The sequence below is a fragment of the Bacillus sp. RE35 genome, from assembly GCF_052146655.1.
Taxonomy (GTDB): Bacteria; Bacillota; Bacilli; order Bacillales; family Bacillaceae_G; genus Bacillus_A; species Bacillus_A cereus.
This window is the reverse complement of the sequence record NZ_CP197377.1, coordinates 3,355,053-3,368,268: the sequence shown is the minus strand read 5'-3', so window position 1 is coordinate 3,368,268 and position 13,216 is coordinate 3,355,053. Positions and strand designations below refer to the sequence as shown.

The window sequence follows — 13,216 nt, the reverse complement described above, 5'->3', positions numbered from 1 at the left end:
ATGAACCATTACTTCGATACGGTAATGCTACATGATTGTTGTATGAGGTGCAATATTGAGAAAGAAAATCGAGACGAATGAATTTTTTATTGTTGAAAATTATAGGGAGATAGAAAAGGGATTGGAAGGACTACATAACACAATAGATGAGGTTTTAAAAACAAAAAATGATGTAACAATAAAATAAGCGGTCGTAACCTTGTATAATCCATAAGGTTACGACCGCTTATAATGTTTGTATTATTTTTGAATTTTACGATAGAACATGGTTCAACGTAAAGTACGTTCTTTTGTTTTACACTTTCATACAGACACAATTCAGGTGGATTATAGATGTATGAAAAGGTAAAAGGAATTTTGGGGCGTAATCTATCTATATGATAATTCAAAATGAAATATAAGTCTATATTTTAATGTTTTTTTTGATTATATTTATGTCACTGAGCTCAGAACAATGATTTGGAGGGGAAATATATGAAATCGAATTATGTACCAGTTTTAATTGTTGGAGGGGGATTATCTGGGTTAGCGTCTGCGTTATTTCTTGCAAAACATAACATTGAGTACTTACTTATTGAAAGGCATCCGTCTACTGCCATTCATCCGAAAGCAGGCGGTCTTACTTTACGTACAATGGAGTTATTTCGAGAATTAGGCTTGGAAAAAAGAATTAAATTGGCAGGTAAAGCATTAGAGAACTGCCGAGGAAGAATAGCGGTTCATACAATAGCTGAGGCGAATAAAGAAGAATTGGAACAAATGAGAGCGACACAATACGGAAACGATGAAGAGTTACTTCAAAAAATAGAAAAGATTAGTCCATCAAAACAAACTGCGTGTTATCAAATTATTTTAGAAGAGATGATGTTACAAGAAGCGAAAACATTAGGCGGGCAACTATCTTTTTATCATGAATTAGTTTCATTTGAACAAAATGAAAACGGGGTAAAAGCAAAGATTCGAAATCGTGAAGCAGAAAAAGAAAGTGTCATACATTGTGACTATGTAATTGCAGCAGATGGAGCGAAAAGTAAAATACGTGAGCAGTTAGGGATTAAAACTGAGGGGTGTGGAACCATTGGTGGCTATTATATGAATATTTATTTTGAAGCAGACTTAAGTGAGTTTATACAAGGAGACGCATTCGGTTTTTCTATGGTACTTCATCCAGAGGTTCTTGGTGCACTGATCCCAGTAGATAACGTGAAAAAATGGATTTACCATGTAGCCTACGATCCATTAAAAGGAGAGGGACCAGAGGATTTCACGATGGAACGTTGTAAACAAATTATTGAAATAGCAATTGGAAGTACAAATGTTGAGTCAAAAATATTAAGTGTTTTACCGTGGGAAGCGGCCGAAAGTACAGCAATGAAATTTCAAGGAAATCGAGTCTTTCTAGTTGGAGATTCAGCACATATTATGCCACCAACAGGCGGATTTGGTTCAAATACAGGAATACAAGATGCGCATAACTTAGCTTGGAAATTAGCGGCTGTTATAAAAGGGAAGGCAAAACCAAAATTGTTAGAAACATATCATGAAGAGAGACACTCTGTTGCAAAATTAACGACAGCTTATGCAAGTAGTTTACTGTTTCGTGCTGCGAATAGAGAGGAAGGCAGTTTGAATAATATGGATGGTTTAGCTGTTACAGTTGGATATCAGTATTGTTCAGAGGCAATTATAGATAATTCAGTCACTCCACATAGAATGGATAGCATAGAGTTGAACGGAAGACCTGGAACGCGAGCGCCACATTTATGGGGAACGTATGAAGGGAAGAAAGTTTCTACATTAGACTTATTCGGTAACAGTTTTGTATTACTTACAGGAGTAGAAAATAGTTCTTGGGCTGAGGCAGCACATACTGTTTCAGCTAAATTAGGAATAAATATAAAAGGGTATCGTGTTGGCTTAAGTGGAGACTTTATTGCTCCAGAAGATATTTTTAGCAAATTATATGGTATAGAGAATGGAGGTGCTGTATTAATTAGACCAGATGGCTTTATAGGATGGCGTTCAGAAAAAGCGGTAGTAAATCCAGATATAGTATTGGACGAGGTAATGGGAAATTTATTATGTGATTTTTAAGTAACTACGGAAATATTGTTTTATGTGCTTCACTGCACTGAAAAAAATATTCACAAATTTCAATAGGTTTGATATGATTAAATTCGACAAGTTAATAGAGGCCGGAGATATTTGAGAAAAGCCATAAATTTATTTAGGGATACAGGAGTGTAGCCTAAATAATTTATGGCTTTTTTTATTGAATGAACCGTACAAAATAGGGAGTTACATGTGAAAAGGAGGGCTATAGAAATTAAATAGGATAATACTAGTTTTCTATATTAATAATATAGAAAACATTTGTAAGATTGGAATTTTAATATAGGTTTATAAAAATAATGAAAGTGTGTCTTCTGTTTCGTGTAAATCTCATTAGCTTGTTGAAATTTGCAACGTAGGAAGGGTTAGAAGAATGAGAAAGATTATTAGCGTTTTAGTTATTTTCTTTATGACTGGAAGTATCTTTGCTGGGGGAGCTGTTCATGCGAAAGCAGAAGGAAAGCATGAATGGAATACGAATAAGTTTTTAAATATTGCACATCGCGGAGCAAGTGGACATGCACCTGAGCATACTTTTGCTTCTTATGATTTAGTGAAAAAAATGAAAGCGGATTATTTAGAGTTAGACATTCAATTAACAAAGGATGGCCAATTAATTGCAATGCATGATACAGCAGTTGATCGCACTACAAATGGAACAGGCGAAGTACGCGATAAAACGTTAAGTGAAATAAAGAGTTTAGATGCTGGATCATGGTTTAATAAAGCGTATCCAGAAAAGGCTAAGCAAGAGTATGTTGGGCAAAAGGTTCCAACTCTTGAAGAAATCTTCCAAAAGTATGGAAGAAGTATGAAGTATTATATTGAAACAAAATCACCAGATGTGTATCCAGGAATGGAAGAGAAATTGTTGGCGTTGTTACAAAAATATAATTTAGTAGGCCAAAACATGTCTTCTAGCCGTGTTATGATTCAATCATTTAGTAAAGATAGTTTGAAAAAGATTCATAGTATGAATGAAAATATTCCGTTAGTTCAATTGCTTTGGTATTATCCAAATGAAAACAATGAAATTGTTGAATGGTCTGGCATTACACATGAACCGAAAAGTGTAACAAATGATGATTTTCAAGAAATTAAAAAGTATGCAGCTGGTATTGGACCAAACTTACGTAATGATAACGGGGAACTAATTATTGATGAGTCATATATGAAAATGGCTAGGAAAAATGGACTGTTAATTCACCCTTATACAATTAATGAGAAACCAGATATGAGACTGTTAATCAAATGGGGTGCTACAGGAATGTTTACAAATTATCCGGATCGATTACATAGTGTATTGAAGGAAAAATAAGTGGAAAAGGGTATACCAGTGTTTTAGGTATACCCTTTTTAATTTAACTCTCCGATAAACAGAATCTCTTTTTCATAGCATTCATCTACATCATAAATAATTTCTTGAAAGTGAAGCGTTTTGAAGGTATGACAAACTGAAATTTCCCATGTCTCCCAAAAATCAATTTCATTTGAAAGAAGAATCCATTTTTGAAATTCACTATTTCTATTAAAGAAATTATGAAAGTAGTCCTCATTTTTAAATGTAATGATTTGCGAATCCCACAAATTATTTATAGGAATCAAAACAACAACTCGATATGTATGTGTATCGCTCGGTTTCATATTTATTAAATGATTTGCTTGATTTAATAAGGTTTGAATACATAATCGTTTTACTTTTCTAGGTGTTTTACGAGAGGCAATAAAAGCTTGCGAAACTGACAATAGCATATTCCAATATTCATCGTTATAGAAAGTAGAAGGGAATGTTTTTGTATGTTCCTCAATTCGCTTTATCATAGTGTTTGTTTTTCGTTTCATACCACGTATTTTCTTTTCACGCATTGCGAGTCATCTCCATAAATTTTTGTAATGCAGCAGAGTGATATATATCTTTTCTAGTAATAAAAGTAGTAGGAACTTTTTTGAAGCTATTTGGTAAAGGGTTGAATGATACGTCATGTTGATGACCATTTAAAATAGACTTCATCATAATTGCTATGCCCATACCTGATTTTACACATGCGAGAATCGCTTCAATTGTTCCAAACTCTAATACTCGCTTAGGTGAAATTCCTTCTTCTTGAAGCCAATCTTCTAATAAATTTCTATAATAGCACCCATGACTAAATGCAAGTAAATTCATGTCTCCTATGTCTTTAAAGGAAGATAAAGGCTTTTTGCTAATGAGAACTAATTCTTCTTCACGAAATATATTTGTATGAAGTTCAGCATGCTGAGTAGAGCCAGCTATAAACGCTCCGTCCAGTTTTCGTTCTAGTACAAGCCTAATCAATTGTTCCGTCGTATTTGATTCTAAAATCAATTCGACTTTTGAGTATTTCTCATAATAGGCCGTTAATATAGATGGAAGTCTTACAGCGGTTGTAGATTCTGTACATCCAATTTTTAAAGTGCCTCTTGGTTCGATCCCATTACTTTGAACTGCTTTAACAGATTGATCCATTAAGTAGATAATTTGTTTGACGTATGTTAATAAAATCTCACCATTAGAAGTTAAAGTTACACCTTTTCCGTTTCGGTAAAATAAAGGCACACCTAATTCGTTTTCTAGTTGCTTCATACGCATTGTTACGCCAGACTGTACATAGTTTAAATTTTTAGCTGCGTGAGATATGTTTTTTTCTTTCGCAACTTCGTAAAATACAGTTAAATCTTTTATATCCAAGTATCATCCCTCCAGAAAAGGTATCATTTTTTTTGATGAATTACATGATAAATCTTTATTTTATATGATATCAGAACTTTCATACAATGGAAGGGGATGGAGGGATTATTGTGTTAATGGAAGAAAGGGTAAATAGTACTTATAAGTGGGTTATGTTAATTTTTGCGACGGTTGCTCAAACAACAGCGACACTTATAACGTATGGTGTTGGAGCGTTTGCTTTATTTTGGAAAGAAGAATATGCACTTACGAATACGGAGATTGGATTGTTAGTAAGTGTTGTAAATATAGGACCGCTATTTTGTATGCTTTTTGTCGGGCGGCTACTTGATCAATACAATGAAAAGTTGTTAATTTCGATAAGTTCATTTTTACTAGGAGGTTCGTTTTTACTGACTAATATGGTCAATGGATTTAATGGGTTACTCTTTGTACTTTTATTAGTAGGAACGTTTTATAGTGTTTCGCAGCCAGGAGGAAGTAAGGTGATAATGAAGTGGTTCTCAAAAGAAAATCGCGGGTTAGCGATGGGGGTTAGACAAGCCGGTATACCGATTGGTGGTACATTAGCGGGAGTATTGATCCCGTTTCTTACAATAAAATATAATATGGCCTATGCGGTAAATAGTATTGCATGTATTTGTATAATTGGAGGGTTTTTATTTTTTATATTTTATAAGGAACCATATATTCAAGAGAAAGTTAAACAAGAACGTAGTAAACTTTCTTTTTGGATGCAGTTAAAAGAAGTGATGTGTAAAAAAGAGTTATATGCAATTTATATAACTGGCATTTGTATGATTTCATTGCAAATGGTGTTAGTTGCGCACTTTATAAAATTTTTAGTATTGGAACAATCAATCACGCCAATTTTAGCTGGAAAAGTATTTTCCGTTATGTTCTTTTCTGGAATGGTTGGTAGGGTTATATTAGCAGCTACTAGTGATTTATTTTATAAGGAGAATAGGCGTACCCTCTTATTTATAACTGTTTGTATTTCTATTTTCTTCATTCTAATATTAGTAATGAGCATACATACAATAACGAATGTATTGTATGGTGTAAGTGCATTGTTAGGGTTCTTTGCAATTGGATGGTTTAGCCTTTTCATAACTGAAGTTGCGGAATCAGCAAGTGAAGAATCGGTAGGGATGACAGTGAGTTTTGCACTTACATTAAATCAAATTGCCATTATTGCTGCGCCTGCTTTATTTGGTTATATTGTAGATAAGAAGGGATATACGTATGCGTGGTTATGCATAGTTGTATTACTAACTATTTCAGCGGTTAGCTTATATAGGGAGTATAGAAAATGAAGGAATGTTAGCAATGTAAATTTTTTATGAAGAAAGTCTAAAGAAATGTTGAATGAGCGACATTTCTTTTTTTATTTGTTGTATAATCAAAATGTAAATGAGATTCGTTTTCAATTTCGTTCATTACCTCTTTTGAAATTACCTGTAATTTTAGCCATAATTAGCTGTTTTTCTTTATCGTTATTTGCATGATTTATTTTATTTAAAAATTTTTCAGCATCATTTCCTTTTAATACCATAATCTGTTTTCCGTAATATTCAATTAATACCATGTTATTTTTTGTTATCCGATAATGAAACATCTTATCATCTAAACGATTGCGTTTATCGGTGTTTTTCATATTACATCTCCATTCTTTTTAGTATGTAACAAATGTTACAAAAGAATTTGAAATTATAGTGTAATGCATCCGATTGTATGTTGGAAATTTTGCAAGAAAGAAATACAATAGAGAGTAGTCAAAATTGAAAATGAGAAAAAGGAATCTAGTTTTAACAGAGTGAATATTAAATAATATTATAATATACTTGATAATTAAAAGATATAAAATAGAATGGATGTACGTTAAGTGAAACTAGATAAAAGAGGGTCCCTAGTATGTTAAAGAAATGGTTAATCGTTTTCTTTATTTTTGCAGTTTTTTGTGGAAGTATTGTTACACTAATACATGCAAATAAAGGAAAAAAATATGATGCAAAGGCATTTTCTAATGTAAATAGTAAGCAAAAAGATGTTAAGCAGGAAATTGATGCGAATGAGAAAAAGCGTTATGAAATTGCAGCTGGAAAACTAGATCAGTACTTAAAAGATAAAGGATTTAATGGAAGTGTTCTTGTAGCAAGTAAAGGTCATGTGATTTTACGAAAAGGCTACGGTTATGCGAATGTGAAAGATCAAGTATTAACAACGCCAAGAACGAAATATCGCATTGGTTCTATTACGAAAACAGTTGTTGCAATATCTATTATGCAACTAAAAGAAAAAGGGAAGTTGAACATTGAAGACAATGTAAATAAATATATCCCATCGTTTCCAGCAGATAAAAATATTACGTTACGAAACTTGTTAACACATACGTCTGGATTACCAGAACAGGGACAAGGTAGTGTTGACGCAGCATCACGGTTAAAATTAGTAACGTGGATTGGGGCACAAACGTTACAATTTCCAGCAGGGACAGGATGGAAATATACAGATTATAATTATATGGTGCTTGCATATATTGTAGAAAAAATATCGAATAAACCACTTGCTGAATATGTGAAAGAAAATATTTTGACTCCCGTTGAAATGAATGAATCTGGAATGGGCGCAACACTTCCAGAAGATATTTTCTTAGCGGAAGGGTATACGAAAAAAGATAATAAGTTAATAGCCACGCCGCGCTTAAAAATGAACTGGCTGTATGGTTGTGGTGAAATGTATACGACTGTTGAAGATATGAAAAAGTTAGATGAAGCTATTATGGATGGTAAACTACTTTCTAAACAAAGTGTATCAGATATGTTTTCTGCATCACCTGCAAGAAAATATGGATTTAGTTTCTATATTTACCCAGATTATTATCATAACCACGGTGTATTAGCTGGCTGGAACACTTTTAATAATTTTAACTGGGATAAACGAACGTTTGTCATATTATTTTCTAACGTCCAAAATGGTATGAATGACGCATTTAATCAAGAATTCAGGAAAATGGCGAATGATTTAATAGAAGGAAAATAATTATAAAAAATCGGTATTGATATGTAATTATCAATACCGATTTTTTTATTTTGTAAAGTTTTACTTACTGAATAAAGTGAAACTTTATTCAGTGGAGGGGCTTTGTTCATCCCCCACTGAGTAGAAGCCCTCATCAATCGGGCTTTTACGGGCAGCAGGGCCCCCACCTAACTTTTTTGCTTGCGCTGAATTTTGAGGTGAGGGTCTTACTGCCCATAAATAGCGGGATAAATAGGTAAGAAAGGTGATTGGCATATGAATAAATCTAAATAGGTAGTTAAATGCTAAGTAATGCAAAGAACAATTGGTAATTTTTACATTGATAAAAAAGCTTGAGCTTCACACTATGTGAAGCTTTATATTATTGGAGACAAGAACAGGAGGTTGAAAAAATGAAAAAAGCAATAAAGTTTTGTTTAATAGCTACATTATCTACAACAATTATTAGTGGATGCTCTTTTGAGGGTAACAATGAAAATGTTAAAGGGAAAGAAGGGGAAAAAGTAGAGGTACAGAAAAATGCTGGGAAATATACGATGCCAGATGAAAAAGATAAACATGAAGGTACATGGCTGCAATGGCCACATGAATATACATATGGTGAAGAGTATAAGAAGGAAGTTGAACCTATTTGGGTTAAGATGGCAAGTGCTTTAACTGAGGGTGAGAAAGTCCACATTGTTGCATATGACCAGGAAGAAAAAGAAAGAATCAATAACCTTTTAACAGATGAAGGGTTAAATATGGAGAAGATTGATTTCTTTATCGCGCCTACTGATGATGTATGGGCAAGGGACAGTGGACCAATTTTCGTTTATGACAGCAATAAAAATCTCAAAATATTAGATCCAGCATTTAATGGTTGGGGGAAGAAAACACCTTATAAAAATGATGCTCAAATACGTAAGAATGTTAGTAAACAATCAGGAATTGAAAGAGTTGATTGGGGGAAATTTGTCCTTGAAGGCGGCGCAATTGAATTAGACAGCAATGGGACTGCTTTATTAACTCGAAGTGCAGTAACGAATAAAAATAGAAATCCTGATTTATCAGAAAAGGAAATTGAAAAATATATAAGTGACCTTGGGGTATCAAACTTTATTTGGTTAGACGGAGTACCTAATTTAGATATTACGGACTTTCATATTGATGGATTTGCTAAATTCCATAATAAATCTACCATTGTAACGATGAAAGAAGATGACCTAGCCGAATGGGGTTTATCTAATAAAGATATGGATACATTGTTAGATGCAAAAAATGCTTCAGGACAGAAATATAAGTATGAATACTTGCCGCTTAGTAAAGAAAAGGTTGCTTTAGAAAATGGAAAAACTCTCGATTATAAGGGATCGTATATCAATTATTATATCGGAAATACAGTTGTATTAGTGCCTAATTATAATGATCCGAATGATAAAATTGCAAACGATACGATTCAGAAGTTATACCCAGATCGTAAAGTAGTCGGTATTGATGTGAGAGAGTTGTATAAAAACGGCGGTATGATTCATTGTGTGACACAACAACAACCAATTGCATTGAAGTAATTAATTTTAATTTCGTTGTGCTGCTATATAGACAAAATAGGTGGAATCTTATTACCTATTTTGTCGTTCCTTATTATTTGTAATAATAAAATTTCAATATAATGATAAATGAATTTTAGTGTATGTTCGCTTTTCGTTTTATATGGTAAAGGAGAAAAATGTTTGTGTTAAAGAATTTTAAAATAGTGTTTTCGTATTTCCCTATCGTTTTGCAGTACATTTTAAATGTAGCTTTAATTTGCTTAGGGGTTGTTCTAAGTGTGTTTCTTATGAAAGAAGTCATTCAGTTTATACAAGAAATGAAATTGGATAGTAATGAATCTAGTTATCATTTAATTGATAGTATCGTTGTATTCTTTCTGTACTTTGAATTCATCGTAATGATTATAAAGTATTTTCAAATGAATTTTCATTTTCCATTACGATATTTTATATATATAGGTATAACAGCTATTGTGCGTCTCATCATTATAGATCACGATAGTCCGTTAGATTTATTGTTATATGCCTGTGCAATCTTTGTATTAATTAGTGCATTGTTCATTGCGAATTCTAAAATGATGCGTCGGGATTTAGAATAGTGGCATTTGTTGTTGAATTAAATAAGATATTTTATCTTTTTGCAAAAAAGGAGTAACGGTATTGAAAGAAATAATCTTAACCAGCCTCATAATGATAGGGTTTATGATTCTATTATTTAATTGTATACTTTCATGATTTAAAAGAATAAAAGGTTAATAGAGAAAGAGGTTTTTGTAAATATGGTTCATTACAATAATCAAAATAGTTTACATCAAATATTTACATTAAAAGGGACAATTATAAGAGATATTTTCCCACAAATCGTATTATATACGTGTATTTCAACGATAGTAGCTGTGATTAATTATTACTATACAGAAATAAATATAAATCAGACTCCTTGGGTAATCGTCGGAGGAGCTTTAGGATTACTATTAGTGTTTCGTACGAATACTGCCTATGATCGGTACTGGGAAGGTAGAAAGCTGTTTGGCACGATTGGTGCTTGTACTAGAAATTTAGCAATTAGTTTTTTGTGTCATTGGGATTCTAAAGGGAAGAGTATGGAGCAGGAAAAAATAAAATTTTTACATCTATTAATTGCATTTCCAAAGTTAGCGAAAGGACACTTGAGAGAGGAAAAAGATTTATCTGAAGTGAAATCATTGCTTGCTGTCTGTTCTGAGAAGGAAAAAGCATTTTTGGTTGAGTCCAATCATTTACCGATTAGTATAGTTTTTATGTTGAAAACTATACTATCAAAAGGTTTGAAAACGGGGCAAATTCATCCAAATGCGATAATTAGTATGGAAACAGATTTGAATACGTTACTTACATCTGTGGGTGGATGTGATCGTATCAAAACAACACCTATTCCTTTTGCATATTTTGCTCATATAAAAATTTTATTGATTATATTTTGTGCAACTTTACCGATTGGTCTTGTTGATAGTCTCGGATGGTTTACAGTACTTGCGACTACGTTTATAAGTTTTGCATTCATAGGTATTGAAGCAATAGGGGTTGAAATTGAAGATCCCTTTGGTCAGGATCCAAATGATCTTCCGCTAGAAGGAATTTGTATAGGAGTAGAAGCGCATTTGGTGAATCTATATAATCAAAATGATCTATTAGAAGTAATGGGTTTGAATCTTGATAAAAAAATCATTTGATCATTTATTGTTGTTTTAAAATAGGTTATTTAAAAACTTGTCAAGAGTCAATTTAAGGCTTAACGTCAGCTTTATATTTTTTATATAAATATATAATATTCCTCCATGCTATAATCCATTCATGAAATGTACATGTTGCATGAGTTGGAATAAAAAAGACATGAATTGAGGATTAGTTGGCTTTGTGAAATCAATTATGTAACTACTATTAAAAAGCGAGGTAAATAATATGGAACAAAAACATAATGGAATTATTTTTACTGCAATACCAGACGAATCGAATGAATATTATCAACCATTTTATGAAGACTTGATTTACTTTAATGAATGTTTAAATGAAAAGAAATCAATTGCGGATCAACTTATATCTTTATCTGTTGAAGAACAAGACTTTCATACGAGCTGTTTTGAGTATGATGATATTTGGCTAAGAGATGTTGCACCGGTTGTCACAAATCATCTAGTTAAATTTAAATATCGACCAAATTATTTGCCAGATGATCAAGGGCGATATTTAGATCAACAGTTTAATAAATGGTTGAAAAAGAATGACTTTGAATATGTGAAATCCCCATTAATATTAGATGGTGGTAATCTTATTTGGAATAAAAAAGATACCGTAATATTAACAGAACGTATATTTGATGATAACGATGATTGGACAGAAGAGGAAATTATTGAGCAGTTAGAATGGGATTTAGATGTGAGCCGAGTTATTATTATTCCTGCTGAAGAAGGGGATGTACTAGCACACGCAGACGGAATGGTTAAATTTATTGATGAACATACAATGTTTATTAGTGATTTTTTAGGGGATCATGAATTTAGATATAGTGTTCAAGAGATTATTCAAGAACAAATGCCAGAAGCTGAATTTATAGTTGTTCCTTCATCATATACAGAGAAAGGACAATATGATCAAGAGATAGCATCAGCAAAAGGGTTGTATATAAATATGTTAGAATCATGTGATGCTCTTTATGTTCCTAAGTTTGGACTAGCTAAAGATGAGGAAGTTTTACGATATATTCAACAGTATACGGAGAAGCAAGTTATTCAAATTCATGTAGGAGAAATATCAACAATGGGAGGCGCAATGAATTGTTTAACGTGGTATTGTCCAAGCCATTTGTTACCTTCAAAAATGAGAAGATTAAAAAATCAGAATGAAGATTTTTCAATGAAGAAGATTTTTGATTGGTTTTAATAAATAAGTAATGAAAAGAAAATCTATTCAAGGAGTATTGATATGTATACCATCGCTGAGTTTTCTCGGATTTGTAAAATGAGTACGCGGATGTTAAGACATTATGACAAAGAGGAGATATTAAAACCGGCATATGTGAATCCGGTTAATGGGTATAGATATTATGAACAAGAGCAGCTGGAAGTAGCGTTGAAAATCAAAAAGTTAAGGGAGTATAAATTTCCTCTTCCAAAAATTAAAATTGTTTTGCAGTCATCAGATCAAGATTCGTTTGTTCAACATATACAATCACAAATTATCGAGTTGTCTCATGAAGTGAAGCAAAATTTACAGGTTATTTCAGAAATGAATGAAATGGTAAAGGTGAATAGTAGTCTAAATATTGCTCGTCATAGAAATTACGATATATTAATGGGAATGAGGAATGAAGTAACGATAATTACTCAAAGAGTAAAAATAGATATAGATGATATGGATGATTATTTTTATGACTTATATGAAGAGGTACAAAAAAATAATTTTCAAATAGTCGGTTCACCATCTGCAGTCTTTTATGATGAAGAATATATTCCAAGTAACAGTGATATTGAATTAAGAATCCCGGTTATGCAGGGGAATGATGAAGACGTAGCACAAGAGTATGAAATGAAACAACTAAGTCCACATCATATCGTTACTACTATGCATTATGGAAGTTACGACTATATAGGTTACGCTTATATAGCGTTAGAAGAATGGATTGAAAGAAATGGGTATGTGATAATTAATTCGCCATATGAGGTTTATATAAAGGGACCTGAATGTGATTGTTTAGCAGAAGAGTATGTGACACAAATTTGTTTTTTAGTTACGAAAATAGAATGAGAATAAGGATTGACATTAACATTATGTCAATCCTTAT

General features: G+C 32.4%; 12 protein-coding genes. 9 read left to right on the top strand and 3 right to left on the bottom strand.

The genetic code is table 11. The features are described 5' to 3' along the window. Nucleotides 1–474: 474 nt before the first annotated feature. Nucleotides 475–2,094 (top strand): FAD-dependent oxidoreductase, encoded by a 1,620-nt coding sequence (locus ACTL4X_RS17330; RefSeq protein WP_441394932.1) that lies wholly within the window; start codon nucleotides 475–477, stop codon nucleotides 2,092–2,094. Nucleotides 2,095–2,485: 391 nt separating this feature from the next. Next, on the top strand, nucleotides 2,486–3,430 hold the full coding sequence (locus tag ACTL4X_RS17325) for a glycerophosphodiester phosphodiesterase (protein WP_001226340.1): 945 nt from the start codon (nucleotides 2,486–2,488) through the stop codon (nucleotides 3,428–3,430). A gap of 38 nt (nucleotides 3,431–3,468) precedes the next feature. Here the strand turns inward: ACTL4X_RS17325 and ACTL4X_RS17320 are convergent, their stop codons facing one another. Then, entirely contained in the window at nucleotides 3,469–3,978 is a 510-nt protein-coding gene (locus ACTL4X_RS17320; RefSeq protein WP_071741081.1) for a DUF3916 domain-containing protein, read from the bottom strand. After that, nucleotides 3,971–4,822, bottom strand: a complete 852-nt coding sequence (locus tag ACTL4X_RS17315; protein ID WP_441394931.1) for a LysR family transcriptional regulator — start codon at nucleotides 4,820–4,822, stop codon at nucleotides 3,971–3,973. Before ACTL4X_RS17315 ends, ACTL4X_RS17320 begins: the two co-directional genes overlap by 8 nt. An 86-nt stretch (nucleotides 4,823–4,908) precedes the next feature. Between ACTL4X_RS17315 and ACTL4X_RS17310 the strand changes: the two genes are divergently transcribed. Further along, complete coding sequence (locus ACTL4X_RS17310) at nucleotides 4,909–6,138, top strand: MFS transporter (protein WP_130055599.1); 1,230 nt, start codon at nucleotides 4,909–4,911, stop codon at nucleotides 6,136–6,138. 110 nt (nucleotides 6,139–6,248) lie between these two features. Here the strand turns inward: ACTL4X_RS17310 and ACTL4X_RS17305 are convergent, their stop codons facing one another. Beyond that, a complete protein-coding gene (locus tag ACTL4X_RS17305) occupies nucleotides 6,249–6,479 on the bottom strand; it encodes a hypothetical protein (RefSeq protein WP_000798794.1) in 231 nt (76 codons plus the stop codon). 257 nt (nucleotides 6,480–6,736) lie between these two features. Between ACTL4X_RS17305 and ACTL4X_RS17300 the strand changes: the two genes are divergently transcribed. From ACTL4X_RS17300 to ACTL4X_RS17275, 6 genes are all read left to right on the top strand, one after another. After that, nucleotides 6,737–7,864 carry a serine hydrolase domain-containing protein gene (locus ACTL4X_RS17300; RefSeq protein ID WP_000915192.1) on the top strand — a complete coding sequence of 376 codons (1,128 nt, stop codon included), beginning with the start codon at nucleotides 6,737–6,739 and terminating at the stop codon, nucleotides 7,862–7,864. 392 nt (nucleotides 7,865–8,256) lie between these two features. Further along, entirely contained in the window at nucleotides 8,257–9,414 is a 1,158-nt protein-coding gene (locus ACTL4X_RS17295) for an agmatine deiminase family protein (protein WP_000709181.1), read from the top strand. A gap of 164 nt (nucleotides 9,415–9,578) precedes the next feature. After that, nucleotides 9,579–9,995, top strand: coding sequence for a phosphate-starvation-inducible protein PsiE (gene psiE / locus ACTL4X_RS17290; protein WP_006923430.1), 417 nt, complete (start codon nucleotides 9,579–9,581; stop codon nucleotides 9,993–9,995). A gap of 180 nt (nucleotides 9,996–10,175) precedes the next feature. Beyond that, nucleotides 10,176–11,108, top strand: coding sequence for a bestrophin family protein (locus tag ACTL4X_RS17285; protein WP_000233822.1), 933 nt, complete (start codon nucleotides 10,176–10,178; stop codon nucleotides 11,106–11,108). Nucleotides 11,109–11,337: 229 nt separating this feature from the next. Next, nucleotides 11,338–12,315 carry an agmatine deiminase family protein gene (locus tag ACTL4X_RS17280; protein WP_000435519.1) on the top strand — a complete coding sequence of 326 codons (978 nt, stop codon included), beginning with the start codon at nucleotides 11,338–11,340 and terminating at the stop codon, nucleotides 12,313–12,315. A gap of 42 nt (nucleotides 12,316–12,357) precedes the next feature. Further along, nucleotides 12,358–13,179, top strand: a complete 822-nt coding sequence (locus tag ACTL4X_RS17275; protein WP_000287978.1) for a MerR family transcriptional regulator — start codon at nucleotides 12,358–12,360, stop codon at nucleotides 13,177–13,179. Nucleotides 13,180–13,216 lie beyond the last annotated feature (37 nt).

What these genes read in the sequence shown, in the direction of transcription:
- ACTL4X_RS17325 (WP_001226340.1), top strand. Translation starts at nt 2,486, where the DNA reads ATGAGAAAGATTATTAGCGTTTTAGTTATTTTCTTTATGACTGGAAGT.
- ACTL4X_RS17330 (WP_441394932.1), top strand. Translation starts at nt 475, where the DNA reads ATGAAATCGAATTATGTACCAGTTTTAATTGTTGGAGGGGGATTATCT.
- ACTL4X_RS17310 (WP_130055599.1), top strand. Translation starts at nt 4,909, where the DNA reads ATGGAAGGGGATGGAGGGATTATTGTGTTAATGGAAGAAAGGGTAAAT.
- ACTL4X_RS17320 (WP_071741081.1), bottom strand. Translation starts at nt 3,978, where the DNA reads ATGCGTGAAAAGAAAATACGTGGTATGAAACGAAAAACAAACACTATG.
- ACTL4X_RS17285 (WP_000233822.1), top strand. Translation starts at nt 10,176, where the DNA reads ATGGTTCATTACAATAATCAAAATAGTTTACATCAAATATTTACATTA.
- ACTL4X_RS17280 (WP_000435519.1), top strand. Translation starts at nt 11,338, where the DNA reads ATGGAACAAAAACATAATGGAATTATTTTTACTGCAATACCAGACGAA.
- ACTL4X_RS17275 (WP_000287978.1), top strand. Translation starts at nt 12,358, where the DNA reads ATGTATACCATCGCTGAGTTTTCTCGGATTTGTAAAATGAGTACGCGG.
- ACTL4X_RS17300 (WP_000915192.1), top strand. Translation starts at nt 6,737, where the DNA reads ATGTTAAAGAAATGGTTAATCGTTTTCTTTATTTTTGCAGTTTTTTGT.
- ACTL4X_RS17295 (WP_000709181.1), top strand. Translation starts at nt 8,257, where the DNA reads ATGAAAAAAGCAATAAAGTTTTGTTTAATAGCTACATTATCTACAACA.
- ACTL4X_RS17305 (WP_000798794.1), bottom strand. Translation starts at nt 6,479, where the DNA reads ATGAAAAACACCGATAAACGCAATCGTTTAGATGATAAGATGTTTCAT.